General features: G+C 72.1%; 13 protein-coding genes. 5 read left to right on the forward strand and 8 right to left on the reverse strand.

From position 1 onward, the window contains the following. Positions 1-31: 31 nt before the first annotated feature. Positions 32-439, reverse strand: coding sequence for an ATP-binding protein (locus TNCT1_RS02355; protein ID WP_143627602.1), 408 nt, complete (start codon positions 437-439; stop codon positions 32-34). A 209-nt stretch (positions 440-648) separates the two neighbouring features. On the opposite strand from TNCT1_RS02355, the gene TNCT1_RS02360 reads away from it, so the two are divergent. Genes TNCT1_RS02360 through TNCT1_RS02370 form a run of 3 tightly spaced genes read left to right on the forward strand, consistent with a single transcriptional unit; the run spans position 649 to position 2,559 of the window. Then, complete coding sequence (locus TNCT1_RS02360) at positions 649-1,491, forward strand: helix-turn-helix transcriptional regulator (protein ID WP_143627604.1); 843 nt, start codon at positions 649-651, stop codon at positions 1,489-1,491. Positions 1,492-1,499: 8 nt separating this feature from the next. After that, the gene (locus tag TNCT1_RS02365; protein WP_143627606.1) at positions 1,500-1,700 is read left to right on the forward strand and encodes a DUF397 domain-containing protein; all 201 of its coding nucleotides are present in this window, start codon (positions 1,500-1,502) and stop codon (positions 1,698-1,700) included. A gap of 37 nt (positions 1,701-1,737) precedes the next feature. Continuing rightward, positions 1,738-2,559: a MerR family transcriptional regulator gene (locus TNCT1_RS02370; protein ID WP_143627608.1), complete on the forward strand. Its 822-nt coding sequence runs from the start codon at positions 1,738-1,740 to the stop codon at positions 2,557-2,559. 37 nt (positions 2,560-2,596) lie between these two features. On the opposite strand, the gene TNCT1_RS02375 is transcribed toward TNCT1_RS02370, so the two are convergent. The 5 genes from TNCT1_RS02375 to TNCT1_RS02395 all read right to left on the reverse strand — a co-directional run bounded on the left by TNCT1_RS02375 (position 2,597) and on the right by TNCT1_RS02395 (position 9,634). After that, positions 2,597-4,657 carry a restriction endonuclease gene (locus TNCT1_RS02375; protein ID WP_174266113.1) on the reverse strand — a complete coding sequence of 687 codons (2,061 nt, stop codon included), beginning with the start codon at positions 4,655-4,657 and terminating at the stop codon, positions 2,597-2,599. Between the two features lie 160 nt (positions 4,658-4,817). Then, positions 4,818-5,966 (reverse strand): hypothetical protein, encoded by a 1,149-nt coding sequence (locus TNCT1_RS02380; RefSeq protein WP_143627611.1) that lies wholly within the window; start codon positions 5,964-5,966, stop codon positions 4,818-4,820. Positions 5,967-6,015: 49 nt separating this feature from the next. Next, the gene (locus TNCT1_RS02385) at positions 6,016-6,954 is read right to left on the reverse strand and encodes an N-acetylneuraminate synthase family protein (protein ID WP_143627613.1); all 939 of its coding nucleotides are present in this window, start codon (positions 6,952-6,954) and stop codon (positions 6,016-6,018) included. 14 nt (positions 6,955-6,968) lie between these two features. Beyond that, positions 6,969-8,279 (reverse strand): N-acylneuraminate cytidylyltransferase, encoded by a 1,311-nt coding sequence (locus TNCT1_RS02390; RefSeq protein ID WP_143627616.1) that lies wholly within the window; start codon positions 8,277-8,279, stop codon positions 6,969-6,971. A gap of 32 nt (positions 8,280-8,311) precedes the next feature. Further along, positions 8,312-9,634, reverse strand: coding sequence for a DUF6716 putative glycosyltransferase (locus tag TNCT1_RS02395; RefSeq protein ID WP_143627618.1), 1,323 nt, complete (start codon positions 9,632-9,634; stop codon positions 8,312-8,314). 198 nt (positions 9,635-9,832) lie between these two features. On the opposite strand from TNCT1_RS02395, the gene TNCT1_RS02400 reads away from it, so the two are divergent. Both TNCT1_RS02400 and TNCT1_RS02405 read left to right on the forward strand, forming a co-directional pair. Continuing rightward, positions 9,833-10,810, forward strand: a complete 978-nt coding sequence (locus TNCT1_RS02400; RefSeq protein WP_143627620.1) for a glycosyltransferase family 2 protein — start codon at positions 9,833-9,835, stop codon at positions 10,808-10,810. Then, a complete protein-coding gene (locus TNCT1_RS02405; protein ID WP_143627622.1) occupies positions 10,807-12,141 on the forward strand; it encodes a polysialyltransferase family glycosyltransferase in 1,335 nt (444 codons plus the stop codon). The genes TNCT1_RS02400 and TNCT1_RS02405 overlap by 4 nt, the downstream gene beginning before the upstream one ends. Before the next feature lie 79 nt (positions 12,142-12,220). Here TNCT1_RS02405 and TNCT1_RS02410 read toward each other — a convergent pair whose 3' ends face one another. Then, entirely contained in the window at positions 12,221-14,536 is a 2,316-nt protein-coding gene (locus TNCT1_RS02410) for a glycosyltransferase (protein WP_143627624.1), read from the reverse strand. After that, positions 14,533-15,990, reverse strand: coding sequence for a glycosyltransferase family 29 protein (locus TNCT1_RS02415; protein ID WP_143627626.1), 1,458 nt, complete (start codon positions 15,988-15,990; stop codon positions 14,533-14,535). Before TNCT1_RS02415 ends, TNCT1_RS02410 begins: the two co-directional genes overlap by 4 nt. Positions 15,991-16,010 lie beyond the last annotated feature (20 nt).

The raw sequence follows: 16,010 nt of genomic DNA on the forward strand, positions 1-16,010 counted from the left end.
CTCCCTTCTGTCTGTCGACGTGATCAACGAGCTAGGCCGCCGCGAGTTCGCACCACACGTACTTGCCCCGGTTGCCGAACCTGGCCGACGGCTGCCAGCCCCAGAGGTCCGCGCACGCCCTGACCAGGGCCAGACCCCGGCCCTCCTCCCCCAGCCCGGGCACCTCCTCCAACGGGCGGAACGGCTCTGGCGGCCCGGGGTCCGTGTCCCACGCCCCGATCCACACCACGCCCTCCACCGAGCGGCGCACCCTGAGCGCGGCCGGCCCCTTCGTGTGGCGTACCGCGTTCGACACCAGCTCCGTGGCGAGGAGTTCGGCCGTGTCGACCAGGCCGATCAGACCGTGCATCGTCAGGATCAGACGCAGCGTGCGGCGGGAGATCGTCACCGCTCTGACGTCGTTGGGGATGTAGAGCGTGTAGTCCCAGGTTTCGGGCATGACTCATCCACTCCGGTGAGGTGAGGGGTTCGGTCCGAGGATGTGCGGTGGCATTGCCGCAGACGCCATGGCAGGGCGATGCGGTGCGCTTCCGCTGAGCGTTCGTCGCGCCACCGAAGGTAGGGATTAACGTTTAAGGTTCGCAAGCGGGTCGCGTAACCTGACACCCGAACGAGTCACGTCCGCCGCCGCGTTGGGAGGACCAGTCGATGGCACTGAGGGCCGAGCCGACGGCACGTCAGTTGCGGCTGGCGACCGAGTTGCGCAGGCTGCGCGATGCGGCGGGCCTGACGGCCAGGGAAGCTGCCACGCTGCTCGGCGTGAGCGCTCCGCAGATCAGCCAGATCGAGTCGGGCCTCGCGGGCGTGAGCGAGAAACGCCTGCGCCGCCTCGTCGCGAACTACTCATGTACCGACGACGAGCTGATCGACGCGCTGGCGAGCATGGCGACCGATCGCACGCGGGGCTGGTGGGAGGAGTACCGGGAGCGGCTGCCCACCCCGTTCCTCGACCTCGCGGAGCTGGAACACCATGCCACCTCACTCCGCGAGGTGCAGTGCCTCTTCGTTCCCGGCCTTCTCCAGACGGCGGACTACGCTCGCGCGGTCTTCTCCTACCGGGTTCCCGAACTGCCGGCCGAGGACGTCGAGCTACGCGTCCGGCACCGGATGCAGCGTGCGGCCACCGTCGCGGAAACGCCCTACGAAGCGGTCGTGCACGAGGCGGCACTGCGCATCATGGTCGGTGACCGCACCTCCGCGCGGGCCCAACTCGCCCATCTGCTGGAGTTCTCGGCGGACAAGCGTGTCACCGTACGCGTCATCCCGATGCATCTGGAGGGCTTCGCCGGCGCCGCGAGCGCCATGACGTACGCGGGTGGCGCCGTGCCCAAGCTGGACACCGTCGTACGTGACGGCCCGCACGGAGCGGCGTTCATCGACTCCGAGGCGCAACTGAACGCGTTCCGGACGCTCTTCCATAAGGTGGAGGACGCGTCGCTCGACCCCGAGCGCTCGCGCGACCTGATCCACCGGCTGGCGAAAGAGCTGTGAGGCACCCCATGCAGACCCCGGGCAACTGGCGGAAGTCGTCGTACTCAGGGCCCGGCGACGGGGACTCCTGCGTCGAGATAGCGGACTCCCCCACCCGCATAGCCGTCCGCGACTCCAAGGACCCCGCGGCCGGCACCCTCGTCTTCCCGCCCGCTGCCTTCGTCGCCTTCGTCGAGGGTCTGAAGGGGCCGCGCCAGGCCGCCTCTTGACCCTCACCCCGTGTCAGGCGGTCGACTCGGAGACATCATGTTCACCATCGGAGACTTCGCCCGGCACGGCCGCGTCTCGGTCCGGATGCTGCGTCACTACGACGCGACCGGACTGCTGCGCCCGGCCCATGTCGACCCCGCCACCGGTTACCGCTACTACACCGCGGGCCAGTTGGCCCGTCTGAACCGCGTCATCGCGCTCAAGGAACTCGGGCTCACCCTTCAGCAGGTCGGGGAGATCCTCGACGAGAAGGTCGGCACCGAGGGACTGCGCGCGATGCTGCGGCTGCGGCGGGCGGAGCTGGAGGCCGCCATGACCGCCGCGGCGGCCCGGCTGGTCCAGGTCGAGGCGAGGCTCCGGGCCATCGAGAGCGAGGGGCACATGCCCGAGAACGACGTCGTCCTCAAGAGCCTCCCGGCCGTGCGGGTCGCGGAGTTGACCGCGGTCGCGGCGAGTTTCCAGCCCGAGGACATCGGTCCCGTCATCGCGCCGCTGTACGAGGAGCTGTTCCGCCGCCTGGACGCGGCGGGCGTCAGGCCGGCCGGACCCGGTGTCGCGTACTACGAGGACGCGCCGGAGGGCGAGGGCAGGATCACCGTGCACGCCGCCGTGCAGGTGTCAGCCCCGCTCCAGGAGGGCGCCCTGCGGATCGTCGACCTGCCCTCCGTCGATCTGGCGGCGACCATCGTCCACCGCGGCTCCATGGACACCGTCCTGCCCACGGCCCAGACCCTGGCCCGCTGGATCGACGCGGGCGGCTACCGGTCGGCCGGGTACCCCCGCGAGGTCAACCTGGAGTGCCCGGAGAACCGCGACGACTGGGTGACGGAGCTCCAGGCACCGGTGACCCGGGGCTGACGGGCGCCGGGAGCCGGGAGCCGGGACCGGCATCGGGCTACTCCACGTCGATGCCGAAGTCCCGCACGAGTTCCTCCAGGCCGCCGGTGTAGCCCTTGCCGCCCAGGACGAAGTCCCAGTCACCGGTGGACCTGCGGCGGAACGAGCCGAGGACCAGGGCGGTCTCGTGCGGCCGGCCGTCCGAGACCTCCAGGCGTCCGAGCTCGGCCATCCCCGGGTCGAGGAGCCTGATGCGGGCCTCGGTGAAGCCGGTGAGGTCGGCGGCCGGGTCCACCTCCGGATCGACGGCGGCCACGAGTACGAACCGGTCGGCCCCGGGCGGCAGTGCGTCGAAGGAGACGCAGATCGCGGCCTTGTCGGGTGCGGTGGCGGGAAGGGTGCGCACCGTGCCGTCCGGGGTCCGCGGGTTGTTGTAGAAGACGAAGTGATCGTCGCTGAGGACGCTGTTGCCGCGGCAGACGAGAGCGCACACGTCCAGCGCGACGTTCCCGGTCCACGACATGCCGAGGACGTTGTAGTCGTCGGGCAGCCGGGTGTCCGGTCCCCCGGGCGCCGGCTGTCCCGCGGTCCGCCGGCCGCCGTCGCCCAGCCGCCCGCCCAGGCCGTGGCGGTGCAGCAGGTCGACGAGTTCGGGGCCCGAGACGAGCTCCAGCGGCTTGCCGTTGGCGAAGGTGTGCGAGCCCGGGCCGAACCTGGACGTCGTCACCAGGACGCCCTTGTTGGCGCCGGTGTCCTGCACGGTTCCGTACAGATCCCGCACGGCGGTGGGCGGCACCGTGTTCCGGTAGCGCTTCACCTGCACGACGATCTTGCCGCCGCGGATCGGGGCCGGGTCCAGCGCGTCGACGTCGACGCCGCCGTCGTTGGAGCGCTGGGTGGTGACCGCCTGCATCCCCATGGCGCGGAAGAGGTCAGCCACGAGATCCTCGAAGGCGATGGGGTCCATCGTGAACAGGTCGGGCTCCTCCTCGCCGCCGTGGGCGACCACCCGGTTCCCGACGTCCTGCGGCCGCCGGCCCGGCCGTACCGCCGTGAGCTGGTCCGGCCGGGCGGAGAGCTGCCCGTGCAGTGCGTCGGCCAGGCAGCTGCACGCGTCCACCTGGGCCAGGTGCAGACCGAGGAACGAGGAGCGGGACGCCATGACCGTGGCGAGGAAGATCTGGCCCGGCCTGCCTGTCGTGGGGTCGTGCCCGTCGACGAAGCCGTTCAGGGCCACCGACTCGAGCGCCCCCGGCTCGTCGGCGGCGAACAGCTCGTGCAGTACGAGCAGCATGCACTGGGCGAGCACCTCCCGGTACAGGGCACGGCGCTGGCTCACCGGACGGGGCGTCTCCTTGTCCTGGTCGGTCCCGGACAGGTACCGGACCGCCTTGACCTCCGGCACGATGCCGTAGGCGGGCAGCTCCCAGTCCAGCACCAGTTGCCGCGCCGCCGGGTCGTAGGCCGCCACGACCTGGCGCGGCAGGTCCTCCGGCCATGCCGTCGAGGCGTAGAGGGCGGCGGAGAAGTACTCGACCACGGAGTCGGGGTCGTGGCGTCGCACCCCTTCGGTCAGCGCGACGACTCCGGCGTTGTGCCCGCGTACGCCGGCGAGCTGGGCGTCCGCCCACTGCTGGTACTCGCGCTGGTACGAAGCGAGCTGCTGCTGCCGCTGCGCCTCAGCGGCCTGGGCGGCATGCCAGTCGCGTTCGAAGCGTGCCCGGGCTTCGGCCTGCGCCTGGGCCCGGCGGCCCGCCGTCCAGCCGCTCTGCGTCTCGTAGCGGCTGTAGTCGGGCATCGGCACCGGCTGCGCCAACGGACCCGGGGAGAAGGGCTGCACCTCCTCGCGCCGCATGAGGGAGGCGGCCCGGAACGCCGGGGCCCGGCAGCCCTCGGCGAGAAGACCTCGCAGCGACGCGACCTGCGCGTCCAGTTCCTCCGTCCGCCGCAGAGCCTCCGCCTGCCGGTACTCACGGTGGCTCTGGGCGGCTCGCCGCTGGTAGGCCCGGGCCTGCTGTTCCTGCTGTCTGCGCCGTCGGGCCTCGGCCTGCAGTTGGCGCTGCTGCTGCCGTTGCATCTCGGCCCAGGCGCCGGCGAAACCAGTGGAGCGACGACTCATGCGCTGCAAACCCTCCCCAGGACGTCGGCAGCCGAAAGGCGCTCTGGCTGTCCCCGCAACCAGTTGTGACGAGAAGACTTTAGTGCCGCATCAGGCAGCGTTCACCCCGCCGTGATCGGTCGGTGACGGGGACGGCACCGGGAGGAGGCCCGCCCCGTAGTCAGGCCGGCTGCACCGCGGCCAGCCGGTGGACGTCCCGCGCCGTGCCCGTGACGCCCGACAGGAAGCCCTGGGCCCGGGGGGAGGCCGATGCGGTGAGCCAGGTCGGGTCGATGTCGCAGACCGCCACGCGGACGCCGGTGCCGGCCAGGGCCAGCGGGAGGGTGTGGACGACGGTGGAGGGGAAGCTGAGGACGGTGCGGCCGATGGGACCACGGCGGGCGATGAGTTCCAGGGGGAGGTCGGGGCGGACGATCTCCAGGCCCGTCTCCGTGGCCAGGCGGTGGAGCTTGTCGGTGCTCTCGCGGCGGTGCGCGAAGTAGCGGGTGGCTCCGTGGGCCTTGGCCAGGGACTGGACGGCGGCCAGGTAGCGGTCGCCGTCGACCACGCCGGTCTCCACCAGGGAGGTGCCGACCATGTCGGCGCTCGTGGTGATCCGCGGGGGGCCGAAGCGAGCGCGGGTCCACGCGAAGTCGTTGGCGGTGACCGTGACGCCGTCCGGGGTCTCGGTCACCGGCATCGAGGAGAAGACCTCGACGCGGCGGCCCTCGCTCGGGGTGAGGCGCCGGCGCGCCGAGGAGGAGACGGGGGCGAAGAGCAGGTCGCGGGGGCCGGGCCGGCCGCCCTTGCGGTGCCAGCGGACCAGGCGTTCGCCGCGCGCGAGCTGGGCGACGAACTCCATCGTCGCCGTGCCGTCGTCCACGACCACCAGGTCGCGGGCGCGGGTGATGGTCAGCAGCAGTTGCACGTAGCGGGAGAACGGGTCCCCCATGACGATGCGGTCGGCCCGGCGCAGCGGGCCGGCCAGGCCGCCGATGGTGTGGAAGGGCGCGGTCGTGCCGCCCCGCGCCTCCTCCCAGCGCACCCGGTACCCCTCGTCCCGGGCCAGGTCGGCCATGCGGCGGAGCTGGCCCCGGGTCATGGGGTCGGTCGGGGACAGCACGACGAGGGTGAGCTCCGCGCCGGCCGGTGGCGTGGCTCCGGCCGGCGTCCGCCGTTTCTGGGCGGGCACGGACGGCAGGGCGTCCGGCTGCGCGCCCTGCAGGCCGTGCAGGTGCGCCCACTCCAGTACGTTCAGCAGCTGTACCGGGCTCTCCACGAAGGCGAGCGTGCGGGCAGGGTGGCCGGGGTGACCGGCGCGGGGGCTCATCGGCGTGCGACCGTCCCGTCTCAGGGCGTCCGTTGGGCGACCGGGGTGCTCAGACCGCGACCGGCTCGCCCGCGGCCGCGGCGATCTCCGCCTCGGCGACGACGCCGGTGACGCGGCGCAGCTTCTTCATCGGGCCGAGCTCGGAGTCGTAGACCTTCTTGACGCCGTCGCCGAGGGAGGCCTCGATGGTGCGGATGTCGCGGACGAGACGGGTCAGGCCCTGCGGCTCGACGGAGGCGGCCTGGTCGGAGCCCCACATGGCGCGGTCGAGGGTGATGTGGCGCTCGACGAAGGTGGCGCCGAGGGCGACGGCGGCCAGCGTGGTCTGCAGGCCGGTCTCGTGGCCGGAGTAGCCGATCGGGACGTTCGGGTACTCGTCCTGCAGGGTGTTGATCACGCGGAGGTTGAGCTCCTCGGCCTTCGCCGGGTACGTCGAGGTGGCGTGGCAGAGCAGGATGTTCTCGCTGCCCAGGACCTCGACCGCGTGGCGGATCTGCTTCGGGGTCGACATGCCGGAGGAGAGGATGACCGTGCGGCCGGTGGCGCGCAGGGCGCGCAGCAGCTCGTCGTCGGTGAGGGAGGCGGAGGCCACCTTGTGGGCGGGGACGTCGAACTTCTCCAGGAAGGCGACGGCCTCGGTGTCCCACGGGGAGGCGAACCAGTCGATCCCCTTCTCCTTGCAGTACTCGTCGATCTGGCGGTACTCGTCCTCGCCGAACTCGACCCGGTGGCGGTAGTCGATGTAGGTCATCCGGCCCCACGGGGTGTCGCGCTCGATGTCCCACTGGTCGCGCGGGGTGCAGATCTCGGGGGTGCGCTTCTGGAACTTCACGGCGTCGCAGCCGGCCTCGGCGGCCACGTCGATGAGCTTGAAGGCGTTCTCCAGCTCACCGTTGTGGTTGATGCCGATCTCACCGCAGATGTAGACGGGGCGGCCCGGGCCGGCCTCGCGCGTACCGAAGGTGCGGATGCGGGAGTTGGTGCTCATGGCGGGAGGTGTCCTTACTTGGGGAGGGAATCGAGAGAGGGGCCGAGGATCCAGCTGGCGATCTCTCGGATCGCGCCGTCGCCGCCGGGGACGGTGGTGACCGCGCGTGCGGCGCCGCGTACGACGTCGTGGGCGCTCGCGACCGCCACGGGCCAGCCCACGAGGGCGAAGCACGGGAGGTCGTTGACGTCGTTGCCGACGTAGAGCACGCGCTCCGGCGCGATGCCCTGCTCCTCGCACCACTGCTTGAGGGCGAGGTCCTTGCGGTCGATGCCGTGCAGCACCGGGAGCTTGAGCTTCCGGGCGCGGGCGGCGACCACCGGGTTCTGTTCCGTGGACAGGATCAGCATCTTCAGGCCGCTCCGGCGGAGGGCCGCGATGCCGAGTCCGTCGCCGCGGTGCACGGAGACGAACTCCCGTCCGTCGGAGTCGATCAGCACCCGGTCGTCGGTCTGGGTGCCGTCGAAGTCGAGGACTACGGCGTCGATGTCGTCGTAGGCGGGGAGGGCGCCGGGCCGGTCCGCGTCGAAGAGCGGGGCGAGGGCGCGGGCGCGGGCCAGGTCGTGCGGGTCGTCGATCTCCAGCACCCGGGCCGGGTCGGTGCGGACCAGCTCGGTGTGGCCGAAGAAGCGGTGCCGGTGCTCGCGGAAGCCGGCCGCGGCCATCGCGTAGGCGGCGCCGGTCTCCAGCAGGTCCTGGGGGCGGTCCTGGCGGCGGGGGCGGAAGGACTTGTCGTGGTTGACGCCGTAGCCGCCGGTCGCGGTCCTGGTGCCGGGGACCGTCGTGGTGTCGGCGGCCGTCAGGGCGCCGACGGCGGCGGGGTCCGTGCCGGCCGTCACCGGGTCGTCGGCCGCGTCCCGCCAGACGAAGCCGTGGAACGCGGCGACGGTCACGGCGGTGTCGGCGCCGTTCTCGACGACGGCGGCGGCGACCGAGTCCACGTCCTCGCGGACCAGGAACGGGCTGGTGCACTGCACGAGCAGGACCACGTCGACGGGGGCGCCGTGCAGGGCCTCGTGCGCGTCCATGGCGTGCAGGACCGCGGCCTCGGAGGTCGCCGTGTCCCCGGCGATGGCGGCGGGGCGGAGCACGACCTCGGCGCCGGCCTGGCGGGCCGCGGCGGCGATGGCCTGGTCGTCGGTGGAGACCACCACGTCGGTGACCAGCCGGGCCGCCCGGCACTCGCGCACCGCGCGGGTGACCAGCGGGATGCCGCCGACCGGGGCGAGGTTCTTCGCGGGCACGCCCTTGGAGCCGCCGCGGGCGGGGATCACCGCGAGCACCCGGGTCACCGGGGCGCCCTGGTCCGCTTCCGAGTGGGGCATGGGGTTCTCTCCTTGACGTGGGATCCGGCCGCTCACAGCTCGCCCATCCGCCGGATCACGGGGGCCACCCGCTGCACGCCGTGCCGGTAGGCGCCGCGCGCGGCGCGCCGCACGATCTGGCGGACGGGGCCGGGCTCCCGGTCGGCGGCGGGCGCGCCGGGCAGCGGGGCGCCGTCGGGGCCGAGGTGGTGGCGGGCGAGGATGCCGGGCAGGTAGCCGGGCGCGGTCTCGGGTGTGTAGTAGGGGTTGAGCGGCGGCAGGTGGCCGGGCCGGTCCAGCAGCCTGGCGATGCGCGCGCGGGCGGCGTCGAAGGCGGTCCCGTAGGAGGCTTCCCCGGCGCACACGCCCTGCCGGGCCAGCCACCGCGGGTCGGCGGCCGGGCGGTGGCCGGCGTCGAGCTGGTCCCAGGAGGCGAGGCAGCCGGAGCCGGTGAAGTGGTGGTTGCCGAGCACCTCGCGCACGCCGAGGTCGGTCAGGACGACCGTGGGGATGCGCCGGTGCAGGGCTTCGAGGGCGGCCGTGGAGCTGACCGTGACGAGCAGGTCGGTGCGGTCCAGCACCTCGCCCATGTGCCCGTACACCAGACGGAAGTTGGCGGGCGGGGTCATGCCCTGGACCAGCTTCTGGTAGGGCAGTTCCTCGATGTGGGTGGTGTGTTCGCCGGGCTTCGAGCGCAGCTTCAGCAGCACCTCGCGCCCGGGGTGCAGGCGGGCGTGCTCGATGAGCCGGTTCAGCAGGTAGGCGCGGTCCCTGCGGTTGTCCGGGACGGAGGGCTGGGCCGCGAACACCACGGTGTACGGGTCGTGCTCGCCGGCGTAGGGCTCCCCGCCGAGGAACGGCAGCGCGACCTCGGTGACCGCGGAGGCGTCGGCGCCGACCCCTTCGTAGACGGCCCGGAACCGGTCCGCGTCGTCGGCCGAGTTGGCGAGGACGAGGTCGGCTCCGTGGCGCAGCAGCAGGCCGTCGGCGAGCTTCTCGTAGACGACGCCGACGTAGCCGGTGACGACGACGGGGCGGCTGCCGGAGCCCCAGGCGTTGCGCAGCCCGTGCAGCATGGCCTGGACACCGCCGCCGACCAGGGCGAGGACGAGGACGTCGTACGGTTCCCGCGTGCTGTCGCTCATCGCGCGCAGGAACTGGACGCCGGTGACCTCGCTGAGGGAGTCGGCGCGGACGCCGACCTCCTGGAGCTGGCGGGCGGTGGGGGTGGCTCGTCCACGCAGGAGGTAGCCGTCGAGCCGGACGCCGGCACCGGCGGGGGTCAGGCGCTGCGCGGTGAGCGCGCCCCACTTCCACCGGGTGTCGGAGTCGGCCAGGACGGCGACCCGCAGGGACTTCGTTGCACTTGCTGGCACGCCGAAGACGCTAGGAAGGCATTCCGAGGTTCCGCCCAACCCGAATGCAACAAACGGTTAACAGCACATCGCCGAATGGCGAATCGGGCCGTGATCGGCACGGGAAAAGACCTGGTTCACAGCTTCGCCACGCGTCGTTCACCCGGCATCAAGCCGCCGGTCAAGACGAATGACGGGCCTCGCCCTAACGTCCGTGACGTGGTCAAGCTCTCCGTCATCGTCCCGTTCTACAACGTGCAGCAATACGCGCCAGACACTCTGAGGAGCCTTGGTGCGAACGCGCGTGAGGACTTCGAATTCATTCTCGTCGACGACTGTTCCCGCGACGGGACACCAGACATCCTCGCGCGTGCGGAGCGCGAGCTGCCGGGCGCGGTCCTCGTCCGGCACGAGCGGAACGGAGGGCTCGCGACCGCCCGCAACACCGGCATCGACCGGGCGCGCGGCGAGTACCTGACCTTCCTGGACGGGGACGACTGGCTCGCGCCGGGCTACTACCCGAAGCTGGTCGCCGCCATCGAGGAACTGGGCTGCGACTTCCTGCGGACCGACCACGTGCAGTGCACGGCACGGGCCCGCACCGTGCACCGGGTCCCGGTCGGGCGGCGCGACGTGGTGCTGGACCCGCGCGCGGCGATCCTGCCCGCCGACCGGTCGACCTCCGTGGACTACGCCTACGCCTGGGCGGGCGTCTACCACCGCCGGCTGGCGGACAAGGGACTGCTGCACTTCACCGACGGGCTGCGCACGGCCGAGGACCGGCCGTGGATCTGGAAGCTGCACCGGGAGGCGGAGTCCTTCGCCGCGGTCGGCCTGCTCGGGGTGTTCTACCGGCGCGGGGTCGCCTCCTCGCTCACCCAGATCGGCGACGTCCGTCAGCTCGATTTCATTCGCGCTTTCGATCAGGTCGTCGCGGAAACCGCCGAGGACCCGGAAGCGGCCGCGCTGCTGCCGAAGGCCGTCCGTACGTATTGCGCCATCATTTCCCATCACCTGGGATCCATCGAAAGGTTCGAGCCGTCGGTGGCGAGGAAACTGAAATCCCTGAGTTCCGCGGCGTTGCGGCGGATGCCGCAGGACGTCCTGGACGACGCGCTGGACTCCATGGACCTCCAGCGCGCCACCAGGCTGCGCCGGCTGCGCCGCCGCCCCACCCCCGCGGGAGCCGCCGCGTGACCACCCAGATCTTCCAGGTGTCGACGCTGTACGGCACGGCGACGCTGGCCGCCGCCCTGGACTCCGGCTGCTTCCGCCCGGCCGGCCGGCGGATCCTGCTGGTCTGCAACAACGCGGCCACGCCGGAGACCACGCCGGGACCGGACCGGATGCCCGGCTTCGAACGGCTGCGCGAGCGCTTCGACGACGTGCTGTCGTACAACGAGGCGATCTTCCCCTTCCACCCGGGCGGCTGGGCGCCCCGGGCGGAGGACCTGCCGCTGTGGGAGCGGTATCTGCGCCACGAGTGGCGGCTGGGCGACGAGGACGTCGAGCTGGCCGTGGAGTCCATCCAGGTCAACCCGTCGCTGTCGCTCGCCCAGATCTTCACCGGCTGCCCGGTCACCGTCTACGCCGACGGCCTGATGAGCTACGGCCCCACCCGGAACAAGATCGACCCGCTGGTCGGCACCCGGGTGGACCGGGTGCTCCACCTCGACCTCGTGCCGGGCCTCGAACCGCTGCTGCTCACCGAGTTCGGCGTGCCGGCGGAGATCGTGCCGACGCCCGCCTTCACCAAGGTGCTGGCCGAACTCGCGCCGCCGGCCGAGGAGCTGCCTGAGGTGGAGGAGCCCGCGCTGCTGCTCGGCCAGTACCTGTCGGCGCTGGGCATCCTCACCGCCGCGCAGGAGGAGGACCTGCACGTGCGGATGCTGAAGGGGGTGCACCGGCTCGGACACACGAAGGTGGTGTTCAAGCCGCATCCCACCGCCCCCGCGCGCTTCACGCGCACCCTGGAGGAGGAGGCGGAGCGGCTCGGGGTGGACCTCACCGTGCTGGACGCGCCGGTCCTCGCCGAGGTGCTGTACCAGCGGATGCGGCCCGCGCTGGTCGTGGGCTGCTTCTCCACCGCCCTGCTCACCGCGTCCGCGCTGTACGGCCTGCCGGTGGCCCGGATCGGCACGGAGACGCTGCTGGAGCGGCTGACGCCGTTCGAGAACAGCAACCGGATCCCGGTCACCGTGGTCGACGCGCTGCTGCCGGAGCTGGGTGACGGCGCCGCGGTGGGCGAGCGGCGGCCCGGCATGGACGTGGCGGCGCTGGGCGCGCTGGTCCGCGCGGTGGGCTTCGCCATGCAGCCGAAGATCCTGCCGGGGCTGCGCGGCGAGACCGAGCGGTACCTCGCGGGCAACCTGAACGCCTCGACCCTGCGCTACTTCAAGCGCAAGCGGCTGACCTCGCTGGCGCTGCCCGGCGGGGTGCCGGCCCAGCTCGCGTTCCTGCCGCGCAACGCCACGGTCCGCCGGATGGCCCGCAAGGCGCGCGGCCTTCGCCGGGCCATACGGCGCTGACCTGGACTCCTCTCGCGAGGGCGGGCCCCTTGCCGGGCCGCCCTCGCTGCGTTCCGGACTTCTCAGCGTTCCGGACTTCTCAGCGTCCCAGGATCGTCCGGATCCGGGCCGCGTTCTCCTGGGTGGCCTTCCACAGCAGTTCCTGCCGGTCGTGCACGTCGGCGACGGTCCGGTCGTGGTGGTCGAGGATGTCCAGGGCCCGCTCGGTGAGCACCTCGCTCAGGTTCCGCTCGTGCACCGAGACCCCCCATTCGGGGCGCTCGACGTCCTTGAGGAAGTACGCCATCTTCGGGTGCGAGATCAGGCTGACGATGGGCGTGCCGACCCCGAAGGGGATCATCCCGGCATGCCCGCGCATGCCGATGACCAGTTTCGTCTTGGCGTACGTCTCGCGGATGGCGTCGTTGTCGAAGTCGTACATCGGGATCACCGGCAGCGAGATCCCGTGCTCGCGGCGCAGGTCGAAGGCGATGCGCTCGTCGTCCAGGGAGTGGGCGACGCAGCGGACCTCGGTGTGGGCGCCGATCGCGCGCACGGCCTTGGCCATCTCCGCGAGGAAGTGCCCGTAGTCGTGCCCGAAGCGCAGACCCGCGCGGTCGTAGGCGGCGTTCAGCAGGACGGTGTCCTCGCGGTACGCCGGGTCGCTCCAGCCGGCCACCAGCCGGCGCATGACCGTGGTCGGGCAGGGCTGGAAGACGACCCGGTCGTGCAGCTCGGACGGGAGCAGGGAGCGGACCCGGTCGATGGAGCCGTGGTTGCGCAGCCCGAAGAAGGCGGACTTCTCCACCAGCAGCCGCAGGCTCTCGTTGAACCGCCGGGCGCGGTACGACTGCCCGTCGAAGGCGTTGAATCCGACCGCGAAGACCATGACCGGCACGTCGATGCCGCGCAGGTGCTCGTCCGGGACGTTCCACTGCCAGGCGCTGTTGCCGTTGGGCATGGTGTCGGGGATGAACAGTCCGCCGCCGCCGATGACCAGTCCGCGCCGGGCGTTGACCCGTTCCAGTGCGGCCCTGTCGAACAGCCGGTGGGCGTGCACGGAATGCCAGCGGCGGGAGGTGGTGTCGGGGCCGAAGGCGAGCCGGACGGTCTCGGGCAGCAGCTTGTCGCCCGCGTTGCCCTGCCGGTCCATGTAGAAGGCGACGTGCGCGAGCTGGTCCTCGGCGGCGCCCTGCTCCTGGGCCGGGACGGCCGCGGCGCGCTGCGCCCAGAGCCGGCTGGAGCGGTGCGTGGGGTCGACGGTGAGGCCGGCGGTGGCGTACCTGAGCGCCTCGGCGTTGTCGCCCTGCACCCAGGCCATCTGGGCCAGGCGGGCGTAGGCGGTGGCGGCCCGGTTGGGGGCGGCGGTGGCCAGCAGGAGCCGGGTCTTCGCCTCCGGGTAGCGCGAGACGCTCATCAGGGCGTGCCCGAAGACCTCGTGCGGCCAGGCCTCGTCCAGCGGGATGCGCACGCCGGCCAGGAGGTCGACGGCGTCCTGGTACTCGCCGGCCGCGATGTGCGCGGCGGCGACCTTGCGGGCGGCCTCCACGTCGCCGGTGCGCCGCACGTGCGGGGTGCCGTAGTGCACCAGCAGGTCGTGGTGGAGGGTGCCGCCGCGGGCCAGGTAGGCAGCGTGGAACTCGGCGTCGCTCAGCTCGAACTCCCGCCAGCGCTCCTCGGCCTGCTGGTATCCGGCCTCGCCGCCCTGCCAGGGCTTGTGCCGGCCGGTGAAGTGCAGGATCGCGGTGCCGTCCGGGACCGGCAGGTCGCCGGAGAGGCGCCGCTTGACGAAGTTGTAGCGGGTGTCCAGGCGGACGAAGTCGCCGTCGAGCACGGCGTTGAGGATGCCCTGGTCGTGCTTGTCCAGCTCGTAGCCGCCGCTGCGCCCGACCTCGTCGAGCCGCGCGCAGAACGCGTCGGAGAGGTACTCGCGCTGGATGACCAGCAGTCCCGAGTTGAGCTTGTGCTGGCCGTAGAAGAACTGCGGGACGGCCGCGAGTCCCTCGCGCAGCGCGAGCAGTTCGCCCAGGTCGCCCAGGACGACCATGTCGGTGTCCAGGGTGATGACCGTGTCGTAGTCGCGCAGCCGGAAGACGTCGAGGATGAAGTACGCCTTGCGGACGAGGTAGTTGTCCTGGTCGCCCTTGACGTAGGAGTCGTAGTGGCCGGCGTCGACGCGGTGCAGCACGATCCTCGGGTGCAGCGCGCGGATGCGGGCGACGGAGGAGGGCTTCAGGTCGTCGTGCAGGACGACGAAGTCCTCGCAGACGCCCGGGTTGGACAGCGCCAGGCTGCGCAGCAGGACGAGGAACCCCGGCAGGTAGTTCTCGTCGACGAAGCTCGCGAAGGCGATGCGCCGCTTCTTGGTCAGGGCGTGCGCGGAGGTCTCCGGTGTTACCGGGGTGGCGGTGGTCATCGCAGGGATATCCTCATGTCGGTCACGCTCTGGGCCCGCTCCATGACCCATGCCTTCTCGCTGGTGTATTCGTGCACGGACGTGATCGCGAGCTTCATGGCCTCGGGCACGCGGTAGGCGCCGCTCTCGTAGAAGTCGAAGCCGATCAGGTCGAGGGTGGGGCTGACGTCCAGGAAGTCCAGCAGCCACAGCATGTTGAAGCCGGTGGTGGGGATGCCGGACCAGACGTCGTTGCCGAGCCGGCCGATGTTGCGCACGGGCCAGCGCAGCGACTCGTCGCCGAGGTGGCGCTGGGCGCCGGGCACCAGGCGGTTGCGCAGCGAGTGCTTCCAGTCGCCGGAGATCCCGCCGAAGACGAGCCGGGTGGTCACCGGCTTGTCCCAGTTGAAGCCGTGCTTGTGGATGGTGGCGTGGATGTCGGTGCGGCTGCCGGTGTGCTTCGGGTCGATCCGGTAGGAGTTGAAGCGCACGACGAGGTCGTAGTCGTCGATCCGGCCGCCCAGGCCGCTCTCGCCCACACGGCCGGAGTTGGCGATCAGGCACACGGACTTGCCGGTGATCAGGTTGCGGAACTCGCCGAGCCCGATCCAGTGCACTCCGCCGACGGTGGGGTCGGCGACCGGGCCGCGCATGCGGACGCGGCGCTGTTCGGCGTAGAGGGCGACGGCTTCGGTGAGGTCGTCGCCGGGGACGCCGGTGCGCAGTTCGAGGTACTGGCCGAGCAGTTCCTGCCGGTCGGCGACCGGGGCCTGCTCGGCGGCGAGCGCCAGCAGGGCGCCGACCAGACGGGGTTCGGCCGCCTCCCGGTCACCGCGGGCGTGCAGGGCGAGGCCCTCGGCCCACACGTCGGTGGCGGGCCCCTCGGCGAAGCCGGCGGCGCCCGGGCACTGGCGCTCCAGCAGGGCGAGCAGCTCGCGCTCGCGCTCGGCGCCCCGGCGCAGTCCGGCGATCCGGGCGGCGACGCCGAACCCGTCCTCCTGGGTCAGCTCCAGGTACCGCTCGTACGCCTCGACGGCCTCCTGCTCCTCGCCGAGCGCCTCCAGGACGCGGGCGCGCAGCCGCCAGCCGGCCCGGGAGTTGCGGCGCTGCTCCAGGACGGTGTCGCTGATCCGCAGGGCGAGGTGCAGTTCGTCGTCGTAGCCGCACTCCAGGGCCTTGCCCGCGACGGCCAGCAGGGCGTCCAGCAGTTCGTTGGTGAGGCCGCCGGCGGGTGCGGCGGGGCCCTTGACGGCCCGCTTGAGCAGTGCGGTCGCGCCGCCGGCCGGGGCGGGCGCGGGGGCGGTGGCGCCGTTGGTGCCGACCACCACGAGCAGCCTGCGAAGCTGCTCGGCCAGTTCCGTGCGCCGGCGGTCGAGGCTGCCCACGAGTTTGCCGCTGTGTACGGCACAGACGCGCAGGCAGTCCTCCAGCCCCCCTCCACGAGCAGGCGTCCGCCGGTTCTGGACCCTCGTCATAGCTCTCCTGATGTGTGCCA

This window comes from Streptomyces sp. 1-11, assembly GCF_007176755.1.
Taxonomy (GTDB): domain Bacteria; phylum Actinomycetota; class Actinomycetes; order Streptomycetales; family Streptomycetaceae; genus Streptomyces.

Coding starts and splice junctions, on each gene's coding strand:
- TNCT1_RS02375 (WP_174266113.1), bottom strand. CDS start 4,657: ATGAGTCGTCGCTCCACTGGTTTCGCCGGCGCCTGGGCCGAGATGCAA.
- TNCT1_RS02380 (WP_143627611.1), bottom strand. CDS start 5,966: ATGAGCCCCCGCGCCGGTCACCCCGGCCACCCTGCCCGCACGCTCGCC.
- TNCT1_RS02415 (WP_143627626.1), bottom strand. CDS start 15,990: ATGACGAGGGTCCAGAACCGGCGGACGCCTGCTCGTGGAGGGGGGCTG.
- TNCT1_RS02390 (WP_143627616.1), bottom strand. CDS start 8,279: ATGCCCCACTCGGAAGCGGACCAGGGCGCCCCGGTGACCCGGGTGCTC.
- TNCT1_RS02410 (WP_143627624.1), bottom strand. CDS start 14,536: ATGACCACCGCCACCCCGGTAACACCGGAGACCTCCGCGCACGCCCTG.
- TNCT1_RS02385 (WP_143627613.1), bottom strand. CDS start 6,954: ATGAGCACCAACTCCCGCATCCGCACCTTCGGTACGCGCGAGGCCGGC.
- TNCT1_RS02355 (WP_143627602.1), bottom strand. CDS start 439: ATGCCCGAAACCTGGGACTACACGCTCTACATCCCCAACGACGTCAGA.
- TNCT1_RS02360 (WP_143627604.1), top strand. CDS start 649: ATGGCACTGAGGGCCGAGCCGACGGCACGTCAGTTGCGGCTGGCGACC.
- TNCT1_RS02370 (WP_143627608.1), top strand. CDS start 1,738: ATGTTCACCATCGGAGACTTCGCCCGGCACGGCCGCGTCTCGGTCCGG.
- TNCT1_RS02365 (WP_143627606.1), top strand. CDS start 1,500: ATGCAGACCCCGGGCAACTGGCGGAAGTCGTCGTACTCAGGGCCCGGC.